At 55.7% G+C, this 24,123-nt stretch carries 11 protein-coding genes and 7 pseudogenes; 10 read left to right on the top strand and 8 right to left on the bottom strand.

Annotated features, from left to right (window positions below):
* The coding region (locus tag NANH_RS0103190) for an IS5 family transposase (RefSeq protein ID WP_027260735.1) at positions 1–774 on the top strand (774 nt) is incomplete at its 5' end.
* A 96-nt stretch (positions 775–870) separates the two neighbouring features.
* On the opposite strand, the gene NANH_RS28345 is transcribed toward NANH_RS0103190, so the two are convergent.
* Both NANH_RS28345 and NANH_RS25295 read right to left on the bottom strand, forming a co-directional pair.
* Entirely contained in the window at positions 871–1,359 is a 489-nt protein-coding gene (locus NANH_RS28345; RefSeq protein WP_161631358.1) for an esterase/lipase family protein, read from the bottom strand.
* A gap of 403 nt (positions 1,360–1,762) precedes the next feature.
* Positions 1,763–2,641 (bottom strand): DUF2793 domain-containing protein, encoded by an 879-nt coding sequence (locus NANH_RS25295; protein WP_245601514.1) that lies wholly within the window; start codon positions 2,639–2,641, stop codon positions 1,763–1,765.
* Positions 2,642–2,889: 248 nt separating this feature from the next.
* Between NANH_RS25295 and NANH_RS0103205 the strand changes: the two genes are divergently transcribed.
* The 3 genes from NANH_RS0103205 to NANH_RS0103215 are packed head-to-tail and all read left to right on the top strand — an operon-like array spanning position 2,890 to position 8,244.
* Complete coding sequence (locus tag NANH_RS0103205; protein ID WP_027260736.1) at positions 2,890–3,444, top strand: hypothetical protein; 555 nt, start codon at positions 2,890–2,892, stop codon at positions 3,442–3,444.
* Positions 3,386–4,864 carry a Y-family DNA polymerase gene (locus NANH_RS0103210; protein WP_027260737.1) on the top strand — a complete coding sequence of 493 codons (1,479 nt, stop codon included), beginning with the start codon at positions 3,386–3,388 and terminating at the stop codon, positions 4,862–4,864. Before NANH_RS0103205 ends, NANH_RS0103210 begins: the two co-directional genes overlap by 59 nt.
* The gene (locus tag NANH_RS0103215; protein WP_027260738.1) at positions 4,861–8,244 is read left to right on the top strand and encodes an error-prone DNA polymerase; all 3,384 of its coding nucleotides are present in this window, start codon (positions 4,861–4,863) and stop codon (positions 8,242–8,244) included. Before NANH_RS0103210 ends, NANH_RS0103215 begins: the two co-directional genes overlap by 4 nt.
* 279 nt (positions 8,245–8,523) lie before the next feature.
* Here NANH_RS0103215 and NANH_RS0103220 read toward each other — a convergent pair whose 3' ends face one another.
* Positions 8,524–9,156 (bottom strand): tyrosine-type recombinase/integrase, encoded by a 633-nt coding sequence (locus NANH_RS0103220; protein WP_027260739.1) that lies wholly within the window; start codon positions 9,154–9,156, stop codon positions 8,524–8,526.
* A 216-nt stretch (positions 9,157–9,372) separates the two neighbouring features.
* Here NANH_RS0103220 and NANH_RS25300 point away from each other — a divergent pair.
* Together NANH_RS25300 and NANH_RS27760 are read left to right on the top strand one after the other, a co-directional pair.
* Positions 9,373–10,149, top strand: a pseudogene (locus NANH_RS25300) (IS5/IS1182 family transposase); the annotation flags it as partial.
* A gap of 5 nt (positions 10,150–10,154) precedes the next feature.
* A pseudogene (locus NANH_RS27760) lies at positions 10,155–10,622 on the top strand (IS6 family transposase); the annotation flags it as partial.
* Positions 10,623–10,676: 54 nt separating this feature from the next.
* Here NANH_RS27760 and NANH_RS25305 read toward each other — a convergent pair.
* Positions 10,677–10,820, bottom strand: a pseudogene (locus NANH_RS25305) (transposase); the annotation flags it as partial.
* 204 nt (positions 10,821–11,024) lie between these two features.
* On the opposite strand from NANH_RS25305, the gene NANH_RS27765 reads away from it, so the two are divergent.
* The 3 genes from NANH_RS27765 (at position 11,025) to NANH_RS0103250 (ending at position 19,272) form a co-directional block, all read left to right on the top strand.
* A complete protein-coding gene (locus tag NANH_RS27765; protein WP_081710409.1) occupies positions 11,025–12,368 on the top strand; it encodes a tetratricopeptide repeat protein in 1,344 nt (447 codons plus the stop codon).
* A gap of 21 nt (positions 12,369–12,389) precedes the next feature.
* Positions 12,390–15,881: a hypothetical protein gene (locus tag NANH_RS28350; protein WP_139236656.1), complete on the top strand. Its 3,492-nt coding sequence runs from the start codon at positions 12,390–12,392 to the stop codon at positions 15,879–15,881.
* Positions 15,882–16,044: 163 nt separating this feature from the next.
* Positions 16,045–19,272 (top strand): CHAT domain-containing protein, encoded by a 3,228-nt coding sequence (locus tag NANH_RS0103250; RefSeq protein ID WP_081710410.1) that lies wholly within the window; start codon positions 16,045–16,047, stop codon positions 19,270–19,272.
* Positions 19,273–19,451: 179 nt separating this feature from the next.
* On the opposite strand, the pseudogene NANH_RS25310 reads toward NANH_RS0103250, so the two are convergent.
* From NANH_RS25310 to NANH_RS29215, 3 pseudogenes are all read right to left on the bottom strand, one after another.
* Positions 19,452–19,892, bottom strand: a pseudogene (locus NANH_RS25310) (IS256 family transposase); the annotation flags it as partial.
* Positions 19,893–20,059: 167 nt separating this feature from the next.
* Positions 20,060–21,367, bottom strand: a pseudogene (locus NANH_RS0103260) (transposase); the annotation flags it as partial.
* 49 nt (positions 21,368–21,416) lie between these two features.
* Positions 21,417–22,178 (bottom strand): annotated as a pseudogene (locus tag NANH_RS29215) (IS256 family transposase); the annotation flags it as partial.
* A gap of 109 nt (positions 22,179–22,287) precedes the next feature.
* On the opposite strand from NANH_RS29215, the pseudogene NANH_RS0103270 reads away from it, so the two are divergent.
* Positions 22,288–22,782, top strand: a pseudogene (locus NANH_RS0103270) (IS66 family transposase); the annotation flags it as partial.
* A gap of 135 nt (positions 22,783–22,917) precedes the next feature.
* On the opposite strand, the gene tnpC reads toward NANH_RS0103270, so the two are convergent.
* The gene (tnpC, locus tag NANH_RS25320) at positions 22,918–24,027 is read right to left on the bottom strand and encodes an IS66 family transposase (protein WP_245601389.1); all 1,110 of its coding nucleotides are present in this window, start codon (positions 24,025–24,027) and stop codon (positions 22,918–22,920) included.
* Positions 24,028–24,123: the final 96 nt, after the last annotated feature.

Below are 24,123 nucleotides of genomic sequence, written 5' to 3' on the forward strand. Positions count from 1 at the left end.
ATGCTGCGGGTCTATTTCCTCCAGAATTGGTATGCCCTGAGCGACCCGATGGCAGAAGAGACGCTGTATGACAGCGATGCGATGCGCCGCTTTGCCGGGATCGAGCTGGGTGACGACCGCATTCCGGATGAGACTACGATCCTCAACTTTCGCCACCTGCTCGAACGGCATGGGCTGACTGAGGCGATTTTCGCGGAGGTGAGCGCGCATCTGGCAGACAAGGGGATCACCCTGCGCTCGGGGACTTTGGTCGATGCGACCATCATCGACGCGCCGTCCTCGACGAAGAACAAGGCGGGTGCACGCGACCCCGAGATGTCGTCCACGAAGAAGGGAAATGACTGGTATTTCGGTATGAAAGCCCACATCGGCGTCGATGCGGACAGCGGCGTTGTTCACAGCCTGGACACCTCGACCGCCAGACTGCACGACAGCCAGGTCTGGGACGACCTGCTGCACGGCGAGGAAACTTCGGTCTGGGCCGACAAGGGCTATGTCAGCGCCGAGCGCGAGGCGGCGTTCACGGGACCGGGCAAGTTCTGGGGCGTCATGCGCAAGGCGCCCAAGGGTGGCAAGCTGCATTCCCTCGACGAACGGATCAACCGGGTGATCGCGATGGTGAGAGCCAAAGTCGAGCATCCGTTCCGGATCGTGAAGCGCCAGTTTGCCCACGTGAAAACCCGCTACCGGGGCCTCGCCAAGAACCGCGCCCAGCTCTTCACGCTGTTCGCACTCGGGAACCTGTTTCTGGTGCGACGGAGGCTGATGGCATGAGGATGAGTCCGCCCAGAATACGCCAAAACGCCGAAATGGCAGCCCTGAAGCCGCTTGACCGGCCGCAAACAACCTGTCTCACGCCTTGCCAGACCATCAAGCCAAAATCTCGGCGCAGCCGAACCGGTTGATCAGACGTTCCCTAAGGTATCGCGGGATATCGGAACCACTATGCGGCGTCGCAATGAACGAAACACCACGGATCTTACCTCTGATTGCTTGCCAGTCTTCAACGTTATGCGTCCAAACAAGCCGTAGAATTTGTTTTACCAGCAAGCCGCCTAGGCTATGTGCAACAAATACAACTGGTCGGTCGAAGATGTTGTTGACCCGCATAGTCTCTATGAGTTCAGCCGCTCGATCGTGTAATGGCATTGCAGAACCCAGCCATTTTGAAGGTGAGGCACTATAACCGACGCAAAAGACATCGATATCTCCAACTGTCTCGCCAACAAAAGCAGGCCAGAAATCACCAGTTTTTCGGCTTTTCCAAGTTTCCTCAATGCTCCCCCCGAGTCCGTGAAGAAACACGACGTGACAGGAGGGTTGCCCGGAGCATGCATGAACCTTTTTGACAGTACTCATGCGAAGTTTTCCATATTCCATCCCCTCAAGAAAAAGCGAAACGACTTCTGATCATCATTACTTCAGAATGAACAGGTAGAACGCTCAAGCCAAGGTCCGACGGCGCTTTCTTCATGTGAATTTCGGAACTGATTTCTAGATATTTGTCATTGTCGGCATAGCCCAACTTGCTGCGATCTAGCAAAGACCTTGGTCTTGTACTGCGAATGGCAGCATTGCGCTATGCTGATGCGGCAGCAGAAGAAGATGCCTAAGGTCCGGGCCGAGCCGGTCGCGTCGGCGACGATGCCCCTAGATCCGCAACTTTGCGACGTCAGCTATCACAGGATCCTGCGGCTGCCAAGCCGCGCCTCTGCCAGACATCTCTCGCCGATTGTAAGAGCGTGCAAAGCACTCGCGCCCTTCAACCGACCTTGCAGCCCCAGAATGACGTGTGATCGGCGGAGAAGTAGCCGTCCGCAACCCGGAAATAGCCTTGCAACTCGACGGTATCGCCCGCAGTGAGCGGCACCATGGTCTGCAGCCAGATGGCAGTGGCCAGAGAGACATGGGTGGCAGAGCTCTCGCCCAAGGAGCCGCGGATTTCGGTCGCTCCATTCAGCACGAGCCGTCCGCGCATGCGCGCCGTGGCGCTGGCGTTGATCTTGTAGAGCAGCGTTGCTCCGAAGAGGTATGTCCCATCGACGGGCGCGGTGAACAGGTTGGTCCCGGCATCAAACGCGCCCTGATCGTTGTAGTCGGTGTTATTGAGGCCGATCTTCGTCCAGGCTCCGACGCCGACGTAGTTGTCGTAGTTGGTCCAGGCCTTGAAGCGCGGCAGCTGCGGCTGCTCGACGATGCCGGTGGCGTTGTCGACGCTGAGCCCGTCGAAGAAGGTGCTCCCATCGGCGGAAACCGCGAGCCGGAAGCGGTCGGAGCCAAACAGGCCCACGAGCGCCTTCGTTACGAAACCGGTCTGCAGGGTCAGCCCCAGATCGTCGCCCTCGGCCTCCTTGTTCATCGTGTAGAACAGATCGCCGGTCCCGCCCTCGGCCACGGTCTTCGCCGTCCAGAGTGCGGCGTTCCGCTTGGCCGCGAACGGGTTAGACGCATCGGCGTTGGTCCCGAGCCCCAGCAGCGCGAGGTTCTGCAGCGCGTCCGGCGTGGTCCCGATCCAGCCCGCGCCGTCGTAGACAAGCAGGATGCCCTCATCTTCGACCCATGCCTGCCAGCCGGTGCGCGGCGGCAGACGCAACCAGGCGCCATCGGTCCTGCGGAATTCATCAGGGCCAGTGGAGGCAATGCCAAAACATAAACAGGCCGGACAGACGACAGTACTGACGAAAATGACCGCGAATATCACCAGAAAACACTTGCAATGCAGGAGCCACCCACAGAGGTCATTCACAGGCGCCAAATTTGCCTAAACCCAGACCGCCCCTTCGCCGCAAGTCGTTCCAACTAACCAGACGCGGACAAAGGGTGAATTCGCTGCGGTTGCGTTAAGGTCCGGTATTGTTCGGTCCCGGTGTTTCTCGCTACATTCTACCCATGCAAAATGCCGAAGTTCTGTTTTTTCCGCCTGCCACATTCCGCACACATGAGGTTTGTGGGGCGGGCGCATATGTGTTTGCCTTCGCGCTTGCGGCGCGATTGGCCAGTCATACAATGTGGGTTCGCGAGAATTGGGACAGCACTCAGATCAACCCAACAGGTTTTTCTGATTTCGTAGAGCCTGTGGCACTAACAATCTGCAACACCCAAAATCAGCCCGAGACGCTTGCAGTTGCAGAAGAGGCCTTGCGGTCTGGTGCTGTGTCGCTGGTTGTCATGTCTCTGAATAAGCCTTTGACCTTGACTGAAGGGCGGCGATTGCAGCTGGCTGCGCGGGATGGAATGTCCACGGGATTGGCCGTTATTCCCGAAGGCATGGGCAGCAATGCGGCGGAAACGCGTTGGCGTTGCACCCCCGTGTTCGACCCCAAAGACTCGACTCTGCAAAAGTGGGAGCTTATTAAGAACAAATCAGGAACATTGGGTGTTTGGCATGTTCGATGGGATACAGCGTCGCGTCGTATCATTATGGTTTCCCCGGCTCGCGAGTGACCGGGTTTTACGCCAGCGCCACATCGACGGGCCTTTTGCGCTGACGCTGAAGCAGAAAAATGCCAACCGGATTTACTGCCTGAATGCCGCTGCCACACAACAAGGCCTGCATCAGGGGATGCCCTATGCGGATGCGCGGGCCTTTTGTCCAAGCCTGCAAAGCCAGGTGGCGCAACCTGAGCAGGACCAGCGGCTTTTGCAGACGCTCCGTCGCTGGGCAACCCGCTATTGCCCATGGGTTGGGTTTGAGGGCCAGGATGGGCTGGTGATGGATGTCACTGGTTCGGCGCATCTGTTTGGCGGAGAGGCGGCCATGCTGGCCGACATGCGCATGCGCCTGATACGCACCGGGATTTCAACACAGATAGGTCTCGCAGATACCCGTGGGGCGGCCTGGGCTTTAGCGCATTATGGCGAGGGTGTCGCCCCCAGCGGCGGGGCGCTGGCCGCCTTGACGTCCTTACCAGTCGCGGCGCTGCGAATCGACGACAGCATATCCGTCGCGTTACAACGTTTGGGGTTGCGCAGCATTGGCGACTTGGCGGGGGCCGCGCGTGCGCCACTGACCCGCCGGTTTGGCCCCGGTCTTTTGCTGCGATTGGATCAGGCTTTGGGCACACAGCCCGAAGAGATTTCCCCTTATGCTGACCCACCACATTATGCGGTGCGGATGACGCTGCCAGAACCGATCGGCTTGCTGTCGGATGTGATGGCAGGTGCCGAGCGGCTTCTTGTCCAGCTCTGTGCGAAATTGAAAACACAGGAAGTGGGCGCGCGGAACCTGTGCATCACTCTGCGCCGGGTGGATCAGGGACACCAGCAGGTCGAACTGCGGCTGGCCAGCCCCCTGCGTGACCCACAGCGCATCCTGCCGCTTTTTGAGCGAGGACTGAGCGAGGTTGATGCCGGGTTCGGCATTGATCAGCTACGGCTGGAAGCCACACAGGTAGAGGCCCTGCCGGTGCAGCAGATCAGCCATGTTTCAGGTGGCGAAAAAGGCAAGCTGGACGATCTGATCTCGCGCCTTGGCACGCGGATCGGGTTGGAGAACATCCAGCGCTTCCTACCCGCTGACAGTCATATTCCCGAGCGCAGCTTTATCGTTGCACCTGTGGCGTATTCTGACCCGGCCGATAGTTGGGTCAGCACACACCCGCGTCCGATCACTCTGTTCCCACCAGAGCCGATTGCCGGAACAGGCACGCGTCCCCCTACGCGCTTTCGCTGGCGACGAATGTCGCTCACCACAGGCCGCACCACCGGGCCGGAGCGCATAGCACCGGAATGGTGGCTGCAAGATGACAACTGGCATTCCGGCCTGCGCGATTACTGGCGGGTGGAAACACGTGAGGGGCGCAGGTTGTGGCTATTCTATACGCCGCAAAACCCCGGCTGGTTTGTGCAGGGGGAATTCGCATGATCGAAATCAATCGCACCCACCGCCCGGTTGAGGCGTTTCGGCGAGATATGTTGGAAACCCGTGCGCAGGCGCAGGAGTACGCCGAACTGTGCGTCACCACAAATTTCACCTTTCTGACTGGGGCATCGCATCCCGAAGAATTGGTGGTGCGGGCGGCCGAGCTGGGCCTTTCGGCCATTGCCATTACAGACAGCAATTCGCTGGCTGGTGTGGTGCGGGCTTGGTCTGCGTTAATGGAGCTGAAACGTGAAACGCAGGACAGTGTAAAAATACGATCCCAGCAGCGCATGGACAGTTCGTCCCGGCAAGTCAGTGATCAAGGTGGTCCCCTCGCCAAGCCTGATGCGATCGTGTTGCCCAAGCTCATCGTAGGGTGCCGGTTGATCTTGCAGGACAGTTCAGTGGATTGGCTCGCATTGCCGCGTGACCGAGCCGCCTATCAACGTCTGACGCGCCTTTTGACCCTGGGAAAACGCCGGGCCGAGAAAGGGGACTGCCTGCTTTACAGAAAAAATCTTTACCCCGCCTGCAAAGGCATGATCCTGATTGCTCTGCCACAAAGTGGTTTGGCAGAAGCCACAGCAGATATCCGTGCTCTTGTCCGCCATTTCCCGGGCCATGTCTTCCTAGGGGCCGCCCCCCGTTACGACGGCAGTGATCAGGCCTATCTGCGCGCCTGCGCGCAGGCGGCGCAAAGGGCGTCTGCCCCAATGGTCGCTGTGGGCGATGTGTTGATGCACCGGGCCAATCGTCGACAGTTGGCTGATGTGCTGACTTGTATGCGCGAACATATCACAATCGACCAGATCGGCACCCGCGCGCTGCCCAATGGCGAACGCCGCCTAAAGGCCGGGGCCGACATGGCGCGTCTTTTTTACAACCACCCGGCGGCGCTGCGCCGCACATTGGAAATCGCCGATAGGTGCAGCTTTGATCTGGGCGAGCTGTCCTATGAATACCCGCATGAGGAAACGATTGGGGAAACCCCGCAGGCCCGTCTGGAACGTCTTGCCAAGGAGGGGTTGAAGCGGCGCTACCCGGATGGCCCGTCGGACAGGGCGCTTGAGCTGATGCACAAAGAACTTGCCGTGGTGAAAGAGTTGAACTTTCCCGCTTATTTCCTGACCGTGCATGACATTGTGCAATTCGCCAAATCCAAGGGCATTTTATGTCAGGGGCGCGGATCTGCTGCCAATTCCATTCTCTGTTATCTCTTGGGCATCACCGATGTCAGTCCAGACATGATCGCCATGGTGTTCGAACGATTTGTCTCAAAGCACCGGGGCGAGCCGCCGGACATTGACGTCGATTTTGAACACGAACGGCGCGAAGAGGTGATCCAGTGGATTTATCAAAAATATGGACGTGAGCGGGCAGGGCTTTGCGCCACCGTGATCCATTTCCGCACCCGCGCGGCGATCCGCGAGGTGGGCAAGGCCATGGGGCTTAGTCAGGACGTGACCGCAGGCCTGTCCAGTCAGATATGGGGTATGACCAATGGCGGCGTGGATCTGGACCGCATCCGCGAACTTGGCCTTGACCCAAATGACCGCCGCCTGATGCAGACCATTCGCTTGATTGGAGAAATCATCGGCTTCCCCCGTCATCTGTCACAACATGTGGGGGGCTTTGTCATCACCCGTGGGCGGCTGGATGAGCTTGCGCCGATCGAGAATGCCGCGATAGAGGAACGTACCGTAATTTGCTGGGACAAAGACGACATCGACGCCCTCGGCATTCTTAAGGTGGATGTATTGGGGCTGGGCATGCTGAGCTGTATTCGCAAGGCTTTTGCACTGATGCAGGAACACGACAATATCAGCCACAGCATAGCCTCGGTGCCCCAAGGCGATACACCCACCTATGACATGCTATGTCGCGCCGATGCGATTGGCGTCTTTCAGGTGGAAAGCCGGGCGCAGATGAATTTCCTGCCCCGGATGAAGCCCCGTGAATTTTATGATCTGGTGATCGAGGTCGCGATTGTCCGCCCCGGCCCCATCCAAGGCGATATGGTGCAGCCCTATATCCGGCGGCGAAACGGTCAGGAAAGCGCAGAGCCCTTCGGTCCTGCTCTGGAAGAAGTGACCAAACGCACGCTGGGTGTGCCGCTCTTCCAAGAGCAGGCCCTGAGAATCGCCGAAGTCGGCGCGGGCTTCACGCCCGAAGAGGCCGATCATCTACGTCGCTCACTGGCGTCGTTCCGGCGCATGGGAACGATTGGCACCTATCGTGACAAGTTCATCGCGGGGATGCTGAATAACGGCTATTCGCCAGAGGTGGCTGAACGCTGTTTTGGACAGATTGAAGGTTTTGCCGATTATGGCTTCCCTGAAAGCCATGCCGCGGCCTTTGCCATGCTGGCCTATGTGTCCGCCTGGTTGAAATGCCACCACCCGGCGATCTTTGCCTGTGCTTTGCTCAATTCCCAACCCATGGGGTTCTACGCGCCTGCCCAGATCGTGCGCGACGTCCGCGAACATGGCGTTGAAACCCGCCCGATATGCGTGAATCACTCCGATTGGGACAACACGCTGGAACGACGTCCAGATGGCACTTTGACGTTACGGCTGGGGTTTCGGCAAATCAAAGGGTTCAAAGAAGAGGACGCGGGCTGGATCGTTGCCGCGCGTGGCAATGGCTATCAGGACCCGCAATCCCTGTGGCTGCGAGCAGGTCTGCGCCCTGACGTTCTGACACGGCTGGCCGAGGCCGATGCGTTCTCGGATATGGGGCTGACGCGTCGCGATGCGTTGTGGCAGGTCAAGGCGATCAAAAGCCCCAGTCCGTTGCCCCTGTTCAACGATCCGATTGACGGGGAAATCGTTCACGAGCCAGCCGTCATATTACCCAATATGCAGCTGGGTGAAGAGGTGGTGGAAGATTACGTTTCGACCCGCCTGACCCTGCGCGCCCACCCGATGGAGTTGCTGCGCCCATCGCTTTCGGGGCTTACGACACATGCGTCTTTGTTAGAAATCCCGCTGGGCCGTTACAGCGTCTGCGGCCTTGTCATCACCCGCCAGCGTCCGGGCACCGCATCCGGCGTGATTTTCCTAACCCTTGAGGATGAAACTGGCGTCAGTAACGTGGTGGTTTGGCCCAAAGTCTATGAACGGTTTCGGCGGATTGTTATGGGGGGGCGGCTCTTGCGCGTCACAGGCTATCTACAACGCGAAGGCATTGTGGTACACTTGATCGCGCAGGATATTCAGGACATGTCGCATAAGCTTTTTGAACTGGGCCACCCAGAACCAGAAGCCCTGACCACCGAAGGCCCGCGCGCCGATGATACTCCTAAAAAATCGCGCTATCCCGCCCGCGCCATGCATCCCCGCGACCAAGCAAAGCGCCTCTTTCCAAGCCGCGATTTTCATTAGAGCTGCCATTCGTGTACTCTGCAGCATCCGCCACTCTGGGCTGATTTTGTTGAAAAAGTCGCCCGAGATTGCCCGATTTGGCAGTCTAAGGCTTTGATTTCTTTCGGGCGTGAAGGCCTGGCCGCCGCTTCAACCTGCGTCGGGCTCCATCGGTTTGAGCTTGGCCAGTTTTCTGAGGTTTTGGGCGGTGGCTGCGAGGGTAAACTCGTCTTGAACGCCGCATGAGGGAGCGACAGGCGCTTTGAGATGGCGAACGGCAGGACCGTTCGCCAAGATGCCTCAAATATCAATGCGCTCAGCGATGCTCAGGGCGTCCTCTAATTCCACGCCAAGGTAACGCACTGTGCTGTCGACTTTGGTGTGACCAAGCAACAGCTGAACGGCACGGAGATTGCCGGTCTTTCGATAGATTTCCGCCGCTTTGGTCCGGCGCAACGAATGAGTGCCATATCCACTCGGCTCTAGGCCAATCGCCGTTACCCAATCGCGGACAAGCCGTCCATACTGCCGGGTTGAGATGTGTGGGCGGTCATGGAACCGGCTCGGGAACATAAATCGGCAGGCAAACATATCGGGCGATTTGACCCACGCCAAGACGGTATCGCGTGTGTTTTCGGTCAATTCAAACTGCACCGGTCGCTTGGTCTTGCTCTGGATGACCGAAACGCGTTCTCGCACAAGATCATCTTTTACCAGGTCAGACACGGCCAATCTGACAAGATCACAGCCGCGCAACTTGCTATCGATGGCGACGTTGAACAAAGCCAGATCACGCAGATAGCCCGCCAGTTCAAGCCGTGCCCGGATCGCCCAGACCTGTTTTGGCAGCAAAGGCCGTTTTTGGCCGATGATCCGCCCCTTGTTCCAGGCTCTACGTTTCGGGGTTGTTGCGGGAAGTTGGACTCTTGGCATGATATGCCCTCCGATCCGCCCTCCAAACCCAATCACCAGCACCGCGCTGGCGGCTGGATTGTATCGTCCTTCGCAAAGGCAGTCGTCGGGAGCCGGCTAACGGCGTCAATGCTGCATGTGCATTGGGCCGCTCAGAGCCGATTTTGTTGAAAAACTCGTGCTTGCTTGGTGGCCAAAGCGCTGATTCAATTCTCTCAACGAGCGGGAGGGATTGCGATGATGGGACCGAGGCAAGAGGCGCAAGCAGCTTTGTTCTATGAGTTCTCGCTGGAGGATCATGTTCCGCAAAGTCACCTGCTGCGGTCGATTGATCGGTTTGTTGATCTGACTAGTGTCCGCGCTCATTTGGCGAATTTTTACAGCTACACTGGCCGTCCCTCGATCGATCCTGAACTTCTGATCCGCATGCTGCTGGTTGGGTACTGTTTCGGCATTCGATCCGAGCGGCGGTTGTGCGAAGAGGTGCATCTGAACCTTGCGTATCGCTGGTTTTGCCGCCTCGATCTGACGGACCGCATCCCGGATCACTCAACCTTTTCCAAGAACCGTCATGGCCGGTTCCGTGAAAGCGATCTGCTGCGCCATGTGTTTGAAACGACGGTTGCCCGCTGCATGAAAGAAGGCTTGGTTGGTGGTCAAGGCTTCGCAGTCGATGCCAGCCTGATCAGCGCGGATGTTCAAAAGCAGAACTCCAGCAATCCCGAGGATTGGGCCGCTCGCGAGATTGATCCCGCTGATGCACCGCGTGCCGTACGCGAGTATCTCGACACTTTGGACGACGAAGCCTTCGGTGCAGCGACTACTGCCAAGCCCAAGTTCACAGCTCATGCTGACCCAGCCAGCCAGTGGACAGCGGCGCGCAAAGGCCCCGCGTTCTTTGCGTATTCCGACAACTATCTGATCGACACGGACCACGGCATCATCGTGGATGTCGATGCCAGCCGGTCTAACAAGACCGCTGAGGTGGGCGCCATGCGCAAGATGCTCGACCGGAGGCTTGGCACCTCGACGAGATGTTTGCGAAGATCAATGGCCAGACGCACTACCTTTGGCGGGCTGTGGATCATGAAGGCGAAGTGCTTGAAAGCTATGTCACGAAGACCCGAGACAAGAAGGCCGCATTGAAATTCCTAAAGAAAGCAATGCGAAAGCATGGCAGAGCTGAGGAGATTGTTACTGACCAGCTCCGATCCTACGGAGCCGCTTTGAAACAGATCGGCGCGGGTGCTCGGCAGGAAACCGGCCGCTGGTTGAACAATAGGGCTGAGAACTCGCACTTACCTTTCCGACGAAGAGAACGAGCCATGCTTCGTTTCAGGCGCATGCGAAGTCTGCAGAAATTCGCCTCCGTGCACGCCTCTGTCTCAAACCACTTCAACCAAGAGCGCAGCCTTTCATCTCGCAAACTTTTCAAGTTGAACCGAACCGCCGCCCTTGTCGAATGGCGTCAGCTTTGTTCCGGATAGGTTCACGCGCTTGGCGACAAGCTGAGACTAGTTCGAATTCGTCTGACAGCACCCCATTCCGCCGAACTTCGATTTGTATTTGTAGAACGACGCTGTGCTGATGCCATGCTTGCGGCACACCTCAGCCGTTGGGACACCGCCCTCCTGCTCTTTGATCATCCCGATGATCTGCTCTTCTGAAAATCGTGACTTCTTCATATTCCGTCTCCAATGCTTGGGACAGATCCTACTCAAAAGTGGAGGAGGTTTAAGGTCTCAGGTCAACAGAGCAAACTTATAAACGCGGACTCCAAGGGGAGCAGGTCACAAGGCCTCCCAGATGCCAACAAAACTCTACCGCGAGGTGGTCAAACGCGATAGCATGAAGTTTACCAAAAATAGGGCGTATTTGGAGGAAGACCTTTGACTAAAAATCGGGCACATTTTTTGTTTCACAGACAGAAATTTTTCGCACTATTGGTCATCTTGACATCATCTCTAGGTTTGGCCGACCAGGTTTCAGCTCAGTCGCGTGAGTATTTTCAAGCTCTGAACACGGTTCGAGCAAATCCAAGTGATCCGGAAGCATCCTTTATTTTTGCGAGGGTAGCGGCGTCAGAGGGTGACTTGACGGGAGCAATTGCAGCACTTGAGCGTGTGCTTGCCCTTAACCCTGAACTTTCAAACATCAGGCTTGAACTTGGAGTGCTTTATTTGGAAACGGGCGCAACCGAACTCGGAGAGGCCTACATCAGAGAAGCGCTAACAGCTCCAAATGTGCCACCAGAGGTCAGGGCAAGAGCAGAAAACTACCTTGCAACCGCGGAAGTGCGCAACAGACGGTACAGTTTTTCGGTGAATGTCGCAGCTGGGCTGATATCGGACAGCAATGCAAATTCTGGGCCTTCGACGCCAGACGCGGGTTTGGGGCTTGGCAACGTAGTCGCTGTCGGCGCATCGGATACCTCCGCGTATGTGTTCGGGCAGTTAGAATTTCGGTATGATTTGGGAACTCAGGCTGGACATGAATTTGCCGTGGACGCAGCCCTATATTCTCAAAGGTACAACTCATTCTCAGTGTTGGATTTTGATCGGTATTCGCTTTCGGCAGGTATCGATCTCAACTTGACGAGATTGCTCTCTATGCCCGCGCAGTTGCAGGCGAGGATAGCCGGTGATGTCGCGTACCGCAACAACACCAGATACTTGAATGAAGCAGGTCCAAGTCTCGCGTTTCGCTTTCTACCGGATGATCGAACGGATGTAACAATAGCCACGTTCTGGCGCGATCAAAACTTCAAACCACCTGTGTCAACGGATCAGCGCGACGGCAGCTACTATGGGCTGCGGATTTCTGCCAAACGAGCTCTCTCTCCCGGTTTGGACGTGCGAGGTAGTGTGCTTTATGCAAAAAAGACAGCCGAAGTTCAGTTCGAGGCCTATGACCAATTTGTGGCGGTTTTGGGCATCGATAAGGAGATCTTCGTCGGTGAAGACAACAGCAACGGGCCCTGGATTGGCAGCTTGAACGGGTACTATAGCCATATCGATTACGAAGCGGACGACCCAAGGATCACAGCGATTGGTTTTCCAGCTGTTGGCGGAAGAGCGGAGGATCTTCTCACAGTCTCAGCATCACTCAAGATCCCTTTTGCACAGAATTATGGACTGCTGACAGAAGTCGGTTATACTCGACAGGATTCGGATGTTGGCCTGTTTGAGTTCAACAATACTTTCGCTTCTGTCAGCCTGACCTTCGATTTTTGACGTTTGTGATGGGGGTGGTGCATGCAAAACTCAAGTCCAAGCAGGACAGAGATCAAGAGGCTGAATCTCTTTCAAATCGTATCCTACACACTGGCAGCCTTAATTCTGGTCGTGTCCTCGTTAGCGATTGCATCGCAGGCTTCCTGGGCATCAACGATAAACCAAGCCACACCTTCCTGCCCAAGTAGTAAACAGTTTGCGTCCAGTCTGGAAGAGACGATCGAGCTTGTCTATCCGGATGGCGCCTCTGTCGTGCTTGGTCCAAACTCATCGGCATCCGTTTCCTGTGTTTCAGGCGGCGCGATAACCATAGACTTGCAGACCGGGCTGATTCGCGTTGCCGGAGGTTTAGGTAATGTAGATCAGCCGATACTCGTGAACACGCCCAACGGAAAGGTCCGCCTTGAAAACGGTACTGCCGTTGTCGGCGTGCAAGACGGCGTCACCCGTGCAAACCTGGTCAATGGAACGCGCTTGGTTGTTACCTCCGATGGCACCAGTCGTGAAATTTATAGACCCGGTTTCCAGGTAACGACAGCTAGCGGACGCCCATCCAAAGCCAAACGTCTGACAGAAGAAGAGGTGCTCGCTGATCAGCGAGGATTGTACCCCAGCCTTGCGAGCGGGGTCGCGCCCCGAACATACCAGTCGTTGTCGATCGGAACACGCTCGTTGCCGGTTGCGTCCAACGAAAGAGATGACGATGCGGACGAAACGCAAAGTGAGGCCAAATTTGTCGCGAAGATAGGCGCCGAGGATTCGGAACTGCGAAACACGCCGAACGATGATTCGCCAGAGCCGGAACCACCCAACCCGCCGGAACCGGAGCCCGCTGCGTTCGGGGAAGGCTTGGGTACTTTGAATCTTGCCGGCAGCTTTCAACCCAGTTTGGGACGAACCGTAAATGCGATATCGGAAGACACATCTGGTGTGTCTGACGGAGAGTTCATACTTGAACAGGCGCAGCCAGCCACTGGCAGACGAAGCCGCGTCGGTGGAGTATTGTCAACGCGTAGTTTTGGTCCAACAGCCATATCTGTTTTTGGAGGTTCAGATTTGGTAGCGAGTGCTGAAGATTATGATTCACTTTCAGTGAGTATATCTGCCGGACCTTACTATTATGTGTCTGGGACAGGTTCGCAATATGGTCTTGCCAACCCGGACAATCTCTCAGTCGCAGATTTTATGATCGACCCCGCATCCTTCAGAAGTGATTTTACTTTTAGTGGAAATAATTCATTTCACTTCAGCTCTTCATTCTCATGGGCAGAATCGAATTTTGGACGTTATGGGGAAGTATCAGGAAAAGACTTCGAATCTATCGAAACCTCGATCGAAGTAACCGATAATGATATTTATGGATATCCATACGGATATCCTGATACCAGGAATGTAAGGGTTACGCTGAAACGAGGCTATGGAGCCGAGGTAGAGAGAACGATATTCGGGATAGATTTGGCGTCAATAGGTGATGATCGTGAACCGGATAACTTTTTTTATCTTTCTGCCCAGCCTCGCCCAGCCTTCACGATTACATGCGACGATCCGACAGGATGTTTTCCAGTCAAGGATATACTCGAAAGTACACCAACAGAGGATTTGACGCCGGATCAAATAACAATACTCGCATATTTCAACAGTCCAAACGCCAAACCGTTCTTTCCAAAGAGAATTGAAACTGGTGGAATTAGCGAGGAAAATGATCGATTTGTCGCATACCAATATTATGGTTTCACAGGCACTCGTCTTGAGGATCGTTTGATCTTTGCGACGGGTGATCTGGACGGCCTAAAAGATCCGTCGTCGTCAATGCCGGGGCATAGCATCGACAGGTTTACCGTTCATGCATCGGACGGCGTCGCGCGGGCTTTTCTGAGAAACGAGACCTGGACCAATCTGGATAGAAGGTCTGCAGGATCTTTTGACTTGGCGGTTAAAGATCTCACGTCCACCGATCTTTTCGTCCTTAACCCGTTTATCGATACAGTTGCCGACCCGAGTGCATCTATTCTTGATGGGGTACACACATCAAAAGTGTTACAGGCCGATTTCGGATTGGCAAACAGCGATGGCGCTCAAGTCTCGACGATCTCAGCGACGATCGGTGAAATCAAGTTTTCGACCACTTCCGAGACAGAGGCGGACGCGCGGATTTATGCGCGTACAGTCGGTTCATCCAAGGGATTGAACTCTGATGGGAGCACGTCCGCCTCTGTCTTGATCGGTGGTCCTGTTCGATCAACGGCGGCGGGTGGCGGAAACCCTGAAATTCCGGGCTTGGGACGGTTGGGGGCCTTCGTCATCGAGAACGCAGGCACGGTTTTCGATGATCGACCCGATACAGTTGGAACTGGATCGCCCGAGTTCGAAACCACCGTTCTGACAGGAGGTCGTGAACGCCCACTGGGACGGCAATACACTTTCGACAATGCGTCGTTTCAAGATACCGGCATGACCAGCGACAAGGATACGGCATTTGCTATTGCAAGGCTCGCACTTGGTTACAGTAAAGAAGACATATCCAAATCAGATCCAATGCGCGATGGTTTCGTCAATGAAGAGGGTTCCGAACAGGAAATAATTGGCTATGCAGCGGCTATTATCGAAACGGAGGCCAATGCACAGGAGGGCGGCACGAATCTTGCCTTCTTTTCTCTTCCCGATGATCCCGCGAACCTGCGTTTCCACGGCTTCGATGGTGCCGCAAACACTCTCAAGGCGACGATTACTCTTGCGGATGGGAGAACCATCGAATTTGGCGGCGCAGGCGGAAAAAGTGCATTCAAGAGTGAAACGGAATACGGACTCCTGAGCGTCACTCCAGGCCGCTACGGCGAGTTTGAGCTCGGTGACGAGAACTTTCCCGATGATCATGATATGGTGATTGTTTCCGGTGATTTGGTATCTGAAGAGTTGGTTGGTCAGTTCGAAACCTCTGACCGTAAATCGATACGTGCTCCATCAGTAAGTAAGAAACAAGGTTACGAGCATATCAAATGGGGCTTCTTTATGGGTGACGTGGCGGGCACATCCAAAAACGGAAGCCGTCAGCATGCCCATCTTGGAAGCTTCGCTTCCGGAAAAACTCTGTCCGCAACCGAAGTTCAGAGAATCAAAGATGGGGTGCGACCGACGGTAACCTATCGGGGTCACATGATCGGGAATGTTTACAACGGAGGTCGAACCTACACAGCTCTGGGAACATACCAGGATGAATTTAACTTTGAGAGCCGTACTGGCAAAATCAGCGCTGATTTTGACCGCCATCGATTCGAAGGGTCATCCGGTACTCAGAATTCAGGTGCTGACGCATTCAGGTCATACAGCGGATCCTTCAGAACGAATGATTCAACTTACAGGGGAACAGTCAAAGGCCAGTTCATCTCTCCAGTTGTTGATGGGGCGCCTTCTGGCGTGGTAGGACGGTTTGGCATTCAAAATGGAGAAACTATCCCAGGTAAGGCTTATAGAGCGATTGGCACATTCGGTGCTGAACAAATACGCAAACCGTGATAGGAAAAAGGACTTTCGGATAGATTGACTCGAATACCGGTTAATGTTCCCAAAGAACTTTTCAGGACCAAAAAAATAATCTTCGAAATCACCACCAATAAACACCAACATAACCGGATCGACCGATGGACCACACCTCGAAATCAAGCGGGTAGTTATCGAAATGGCAATTTCGATATCGCTATGGTGCATTAGACTTACTCTCATTGTCGCAACAAGCACTTTTTGCATAGGAAATAGTAGTGAGCTTGCCGCAGACCCAGCGGCAACAAGATCTGAATTAGCAAGCGCGATCGCCGCTTCAAGACAGGCTGCTGTGGATGAAGATTACGAGAAATCATTGCAGCACATGCGCCGCGCGAAGGACATTTTGTACCGGTCCGAAAATGTTGATGCTCAAAACTTAGCGTTTGTATGGAACGAGATCTCAGTTCTGGAAAGGGAAAGGGAGCAGGGCGAGGAGGCGCTGAAGGCTTCACTTTACGCCGTAGAATACGGTAAACTGGCGGAAATTGACCAAAATATTCTTTCTATCTACTCCATCAATCTAGGCCAGGCAGCTTTCGACACTCTCAAACTTGATCTATCGGTGTCAGCTTTTTCAGAAGCCTACAAATACGCAAAAGAGGCGAAAAATCAAGAACTTACAATAAGGTCGCTAATAGGGACTTCATCTGCGCAACTCCTTTCAGGGCATCCACTAGCCACGATTGATACAATAACGCAGTGGGGGGGATTAGATTCAGAACCGAAATCTCGTGATGAATTCTTGCTATGTCGAATACTTGTCCAAGCCTATCTTCTTGTTGGAAATTCAAATTCAGCACTTTTTTGGCTGGAAAAAACAACTAATGCGATAAGTCCGTCGATGGACACAGCTTTAGGGAATGAGGAGAGAACTCTTAGTCTAAGTGGAATGAACACTGCATTATTGCGTGCGCGTATCGCCATCGGGCTAGCGGATCTTTCTGAGGCAGAAAGATTGCTCGAAATGATCATCGCGGAATTGCCGCCCGATAACAACGACTACAAACCAGTACTCGCATCCGCTTACTACAACATCGCCGAGATACATTTTTTGCGTGGCGAGTTTGAAGAATCTGCTCGTCACAATCGAACTTCCGAGCTTCTTCTATTAGAAATATATGGATCAGATCATCCTTCAACCAATCAGGCTATATTTCGAAGAGGCTTGATATTTTTTGAACTTGGCGATTACGATCTCGCGGAAAAGCTGATGATAGCGGCGCAGCGAAGTTTAAGCCAGTCGCTGGGCAGCAATAGCTCTTATTTGTTGCGATTTCAAACTGAAATTCTTCAGTTGTATTCGAAGAAAAAGGATGTTGAGAAATCTCATAAAATTGCGCGTGAATTGGAGAAAAGTATTTCTGAACTTGGAGGCAGCGATCTCAAGGCGTCCCTGCTCGGTAAGGCTAGCGTAGGGCTCTTCTTCAAAAGCGTCGGAGAACTTGATAAAGCACGACGTTTACTAGAGGAGGTGCAGGAGGGTTTCCAAGCGTTGAATGGCTTTAGCCACAACAGAATTTACTCCCTCATTGCGCTCACCGAAATTTATTCTATAGAGAGGCAGTTTGATCGCGGTCGGAAAACAGGCATGTTAGCGGTTGATTTCGCAGGGATCAGCGGCTCTCAGTCAATTGATAGGATTGGGGAGGCTCGACGCGTATTGGCAGAGATTGAATGGCAGCTCGGAAACAAAACTGAGGCGCTACGCCTATCCAGACTAAACGTTGAGCTAATAGAAAGACAACTTCAAGAGGATGCTCTCAAACCCACATATCTAAGCGGGTATCAGACCAAAGCGCTTCGTGATCAGGTGGCGCAAACTCTGGAGTTTTTGTGGGGGCACCCGGAGCTACCATCCGAGTTTGCTAAGGATGAGATGTTCGAGGTGGCTCAATTGGTTCATTTGCATGACGTTAGTCGTGCGAGCAACGGGTTCCTGAAGAGCATCGTTTCTACCGAAAATAAGGCACGCGGGCTCCTCTACGAGCGCCAGCGTCTATCTGTGCTGGTTTCTTCTCTATCACGTCGAACATATGAATCGGAAATCACTGCGAATAGAGAAATACTAGACAGAATTTCAGAAGCTGAAGCAGAGATTTCTCTAATTGATACAGCTCTTACGAGTGTCGCTCCGGACATTTTGGGCGAGTATGCGACAAAGATCATGACCGTTGATCAGGTATTTTCGTCACTCTCAGAATCTGAGGTTCTTTGGATGCAAGCAACGTTCGAAACACAATCGTTTGTGTTTTTTCTATCAGCGGGTAATCTTGAAGTCAGAAGGGCGCAGATCGGAGAGTTAGCTCTAAAAAAACTTGTTGAGAACTTGCGAGAATCAGTAATCCCTACCGTATCTGGTATGCCGGATTTCCGGCTTGACATAGCAAAGCAATTGTATAGCATCTTTTTTTTACCTTTCGATAGCTCCATTGAGAGCCGGAAACGACTTATCGGCATACCTGATCAGTCGCTTCAAGAGATTTCACTTTCTATTTTGGCAAAGTATCAGTTTGGCGCTGATCCACTATTAGGTGCAGGGATTCGGGATCATGTGTTCTTGGGGCTTTCACATGAGATCAGTTTGATACCGTCACCGCACCTGCTCGTGCGCCAACAGCAGAATCCTTCGAGCACTTTCAAAAGTAGAACTTTTGTTGGTGTTGGCAATCCGATTTTGAAGGGCAGCCCATCTGACAATCTGACTGATCAGCAAAACATAATTGATCGCGAGACGGGGCTTGGACGGCCAATGGCGATAAATACCATGTTTGAACCACTGGAAGAAACCGAGGTCGAGATTAATCGCATGGCTAGTCTGTTTCACCCAGGCAAACGTCGTTTGTTGTTGCAAAAATATGCAACGGAGAAAGAGTTTAAGTCGATCGATTTTCGAGAAGTTGGAGTGATTGCGTTTGCTACGCATGCCGTCGTGTCGGGGGATTTTGATTACCTGTTCGAGCCAGCACTTATAATGACCCCTCCGGATACTGCAACGCAGCAGGACGATGGGTTCTTGACAGCGAGCGAAATTTCCAAGCTCGATATTCCTGGAAGCCTTGTTATTCTTGGTGCGTGCAATACTGCTGCAGCTTCGGGTCGAGCAGGTGCGCCAGGATTGTCTGGTTTAGCGGCAGCCTTCTTTCGAGCGGGTGCTCGATCAGTGGTCGCTAGTCATTGGGTAATCTTGTCTCAATCCAGTTTTTTGCTTATGCCCAGCCTGCTTGAAAATTCAACGGCAACATCCGAAGGAAATATTTCGTTAGCTCATCGTGATGCCATGAGGCAGGTTGCAAATAGTAAGGTCTTGCCGGGATTGTCACACCCCGGTGTATGGGGAGCCTTTTCCGTAATAGGAATAATGTAGTTTTCTTAGTAAAGAATTTTACCGGATTTCAACGTGATCGGCGTTGTTCTGGAACTCTTTGGTGTAGGGCTTCACCCCACGAATCTGGTGGGTTGAGAGTCTCGTCATGAGCAATCCCGAACCTGCCCGCTACTGTATCGACCCAGTGGTACTGTCAAATATCTTTCGCACTTTTGATTTCAGGCGACGCTGGCTCCTTGGGTTTGGTCTGCGAATAGCGGGGTCATGTTCATGTACTTGCGGGTGGACCATTGGGTTCCGGCGATGTGACGCAACCGGGCGGCGGCCAGGTTCAGGCAGGATTTGCCGTCCGGGAACGCGCCCACCACACGGGTGCGGCGGCGTATCTCGCGCATGATCCGCTCCAGCGGGTTGTTCGTGCGCAGCTTGATCCAATGGCTGTCTGGGAACCCGTAGTAGGTCAGCGTTTCGTGGCCGCAGTCTTCCAGCAATTCCGCCGCCTTCGCCAGCTTCATAGCGCGCAGGTCAGCGATCACGGCTTTCATCTTCTCAGCCGCCGCCTTGCGATCTTCCTGGGCGTGGATGGCTTTCAGCATCTTCGACACTCCCCGCACCTTGCCGGAGGGTACCAGGCTGAAGACGTTGCGGTAGAAGTGCACCACGGGGCTGTTGAAGAATGTCGTTACGACGGTTGGTTCTTGCGGCTACGGGGTCGAAACGTGGCTCCCCGATGTTGAACACTTGATTTCGCCGACATCGCGGCTCAGGCGCGGGTTAGCTCGTTTCGAGGGATCTGCTGGGCGATCAGGGCAAAGATCGTGGCAAGAAGGGCAGCGGCGAGCCGCTTGAGGTTGATCGCAGCGGCAGTGAGGAATGCCTGGATGCGCATATTGCCGAGCCCGCGCCGCACTGCACGGGCCAGACCGTGCCAAGTCTTTGCCTCGCCGTGGAACCCCTCGGACCGCCAGCGGTGCCGCCGATAGAGCCGATCGTCTTCCTCGCTCCAGCGGTCGCGACGGCGCCGGGCCCGCAGGAGTGCGGGGTAGTCGTGAACAATCACAACTGACTTTGTGACGCGTGACGCCGAGAGACAGAGAGGCGCCAGATCGCAGCCCTTGCAGTCCCGTGCTTTCGACGCGAAGAACCGGCCGTGGCTGATCTTGGCTTTGTTGGGCCGCAGGATCTTCCCGCGCGGGCACTTCACCAGATCGTGCTTCGCATCGTAGCGGAATCGTCTGAGCGGAACCTTGGAGCGGATCGGTTCGGCCTTTGTCGGGATGACACCGGTGATCTCGCGCGCCTCCAGACCCGCGAAGACCTTCGCATAGGCATAACCGGCATCCGCCGTGACAGTGCCAATGGAGGCGCCGGTGGCCACGGCAACCGCGTCGAGACGATCGAGGATCGCTTGCCCCTCGTTGATCTCGCCGGTGGTGACCTCGACATCGAGAATGACGCCGCATTCGTCATCGACCGTGCCATGCTGCTTGTAACTTGGCTCCAAACGACGGTTCCGACCGCTGGTCGCCATGGTCGCGTCAGGATCGGTGAGGCAGACCTTCTTGAACTTCCCGGTCTTCCTCGACTTTCGCTGGCCCTCCTGCGTTTCGGCGGTCCTGTCGCCATTCGCATTCGTGACGGCATCGACATGGCGCACGGCCAGGCTCTCCCAAGCGACGTCGGCTCGGATCAGCGAGGCATCGACATGGACGACTTCGCCCTTGGCGATGCCTGCGGTCATGCAGGCTGTCACGGTGCGTGCGAAGATGCGCCGGAAACGCTCTGCGCCCCAGCGGTGCCGGATACGGGTCAGCGAGGAATGATCCGGGAGCCGCTCGTGCAGACCGAAGCCTGCGAACCAGCGGATCGCCAGATTGACCTGCGCCTCGCGCATCAGGCGCCGGTCATGGACGATCCCGAGAAGAAAACCCGCCAGCATCAACCTCACGGCGGCTTCGGGATCGATGCCGGGGCGGCCGACGCCGGGCGCATAGAGATCCGCGACATCGTCCTTCAACCAGCCGAGATCGAGCACGCGATCCACCCGTGCCAGAATATGCTCGTCCGGAACAAGATCGCGCAGCGAGCCGCAGACGAAAAATTCGAGCTGATCGCGGTTCTGCCGTCCGATCATGTCGACCTCCAGAAAATGCCACCAGCAAAATGGAATCAGCAATTAGCGAGTTTTTCAACAGCCCCACCACGCAGCGCTGCCACTGGGCGTCCGGCAGAAACTCGGCGGCGCTTTCGACCAGGCCTCGACAAGCGTCTGAAACGACAAGCTGCACGCCACTGAGCCCGCGATCCACGAGGTGGCGGAGGAAGCCCGACCAGCCGGACTTATCCTCCTTCGGGCCTTCCATGATGCCCAGAATCTCGCGGTAGCCCTCTGTGGTCACGCCAATGGCCACCAAGAGCGATACATTCCGGACCTCGCCCGCCCAAGACCGCTTCATGACGATCCCGTCGAGGAAAACGTAAGGGTGATTGCCCTCGATCTTGCGCGCCCGCCATTCATCGATCTTGGCGTAGATCTTCTTGTTCAGGTTCGACACTGTGCCCGGGCTGACACGCGTACCCCACAGGGCTTCGGTGATATCCTCGACACGACGCACCGACACACCGGCCAGATACATCTCGATCAGTGCTTCCTCGACACTGCTCTCCCGCCGCTGGTAGCGTTCGATAATCGCCGTCTCGAAGGTCTGCTTCCTGAGCTTCGGCATCTTCAGCTTCACCGACCCGGCCTTCGTCTCGAGCGACCGCTCATAGCTGCCGGCCCGCGTGTCCCTGCGGCCCTCGGTCCGTTCATACTTGCCCGCGCCGCAAAGCCGATCCGCCTCCGCATCCAGCATCGCGTTCAAGGCTTCTTCCACGGTGCCGCGAACCATCTCACCGAGGTGATCCCGTATCCGCGCCTCGTCGATCTGGATCACTTCTCCCATCGGTTTGCGCTTCTCGTCTTCGTCCATTCTCAGCTCCTCTCAGCCAGTCTGAAAGCAGCCATCGTCCCAGTCAAATGTGCGAAAGAATTTGTACGTTATCGGATCGGAGATCGCTGCCGAGGGGCTGCGCCGGATCGCCGAGTTCTACCGGATCGAGACCGAGATCCGCGGCATGGGACCGGGACAGCGCCTGTCGGCGAGGCAGACACGCACCGCGCCGCTAGTGGCCGAGTTCGGCGAATGGTTGCAGCTCCAGCGCCGCCGGGTCTCCGCCAAGTCCGGCCTCGGAGAGAAACTCACCTACATCCACCGGCAGTGGGACGGGCTGCAGACCTTCCTGCAGGACGGACGCGTCGAGATCGACTCCAATGCCGTGGAGAATCTCATCAGGCCGATCGCGCTTACGCGGAAGAACGCACTCTTCGCCGGGCACGATGAAGGTGGTCGGACCTGGGGCCGCATCGCCTCGCTGATCGCCACCGCAAAGATCAACGGTATCGAACCCTTCGCCTATCTCAAGGCGACGCTCGAGGCGATCGCGGCAGGGCATCCCGCGAACCGGATCGACGAGTTGCTACCCTGGAACTTCAAGCCGTCAAGCTGAACTCCGGTGGGGCGCAGACGCCGCTTACAATAGGTCAGCGTTTCATGGCCACTCTCTTCGAGCAGCTCGGCCGCCTTTCCTTCATCTTCCATTCTCTGCTCCTCTCAGTCAGTCTGAAAGGAACCACCATCACCATCAAATGTGCGAAAGAATTTGTACGTTATCCTCGAGCCAGGGGCGGAAGGCCGCGATGATCGGTGCGGACAACGCGCGCCGGGCGGCAAGCCGGACCTCGGCGGGCAGGCCCCCCACGGATTTCTCGACGGCATAGAGCTCGGCGATCTGGCGCAGGGCTTCCTCGGCGATCGGTGAGCCGTCCTTTTCCAGCCGTTTGACGAAGCGCCGACGGGCGTGGGTCCAGCAATGGACGAGCGTCCATGGACCCTCGGGCCGGTCCACCCTGGTGAGCTTGTCATAGGCGTCATAGCCGTCGCATTGCACGAAGTGCCCGCGATAGCCCTCGCCGAAGCGGAGCGCATGCACGGCGCCGCGGCCGGGCGCATAGTGGAACATCACGACCGGCGGGCCGGCGCCGCCATGGCCCCGGTCATCGGCGACGATGGCCCAGAAGTAGCCGGTCTTGGTTTTCCGGCGTCCGGGATCAAGCACCGGGGCCCTTGTCTCGTCCATGAAGATCCGCTCCGCGCCCTTCAGCCGTTCCCGGAGATGTTCGACGATCGGCTTGAGGTGGAAACAAGCACGCCCCACCCAGTTGCCGAGCGTCGCCCGGTCCAGAGTGATCCCCTGCCGGGTGTAGATTTCTGCCTGGCGGTAAAATGGCAGGTGGTCGCCGAACTTGGCCACCATGACCTGGGCGATCAGCGCCTCGGTCGGCAGACCGCCGGGCACGACATGTTCCGGCGCATGGGCCTGCACCACTGCGCCGGAACAGCGCCGGCAGGCGTATTTCGGACGGCGCGTCACCAGCACGCGCAGCGGAGCCGGCACCACGTCGAGGCGTTCGGAGACGTCCTCGCCGATCCGGGTCATCTCGCCGCAACCGCAGGGGCAGAGCGTTGTCTCGGGCTCGATGATCCGCTCAACCCGAGGCAGATGTTTGGGAAGATGGCCGCGATTTCGGTTCAGCGTGCCGCTTTCGGCACGGCCTTGTCCCTTCAGTGCGCGCCGCGCTTTCTCCTGCGCCGCTTCCAGCACGCCCTGCGCCAGCTCCACATCCTCGAGCGGCAGGTTGAACTGCTCCGGATCGAGCTTTTCGGATTTCCGCCCGAACTTCTCCCGTCGCAAATCGCTAACGAGTCCGCCCTGAACAACTTTTAGCCAACTGATTATATTTGATAATAGTACGATTTTGTTGGCCGAGAAGTGCAGGGTTTTATAGTA

The organism is Sedimentitalea nanhaiensis DSM 24252 (assembly GCF_000473225.1).
GTDB classification, from domain to species: Bacteria; Pseudomonadota; Alphaproteobacteria; order Rhodobacterales; family Rhodobacteraceae; genus Sedimentitalea; species Sedimentitalea nanhaiensis.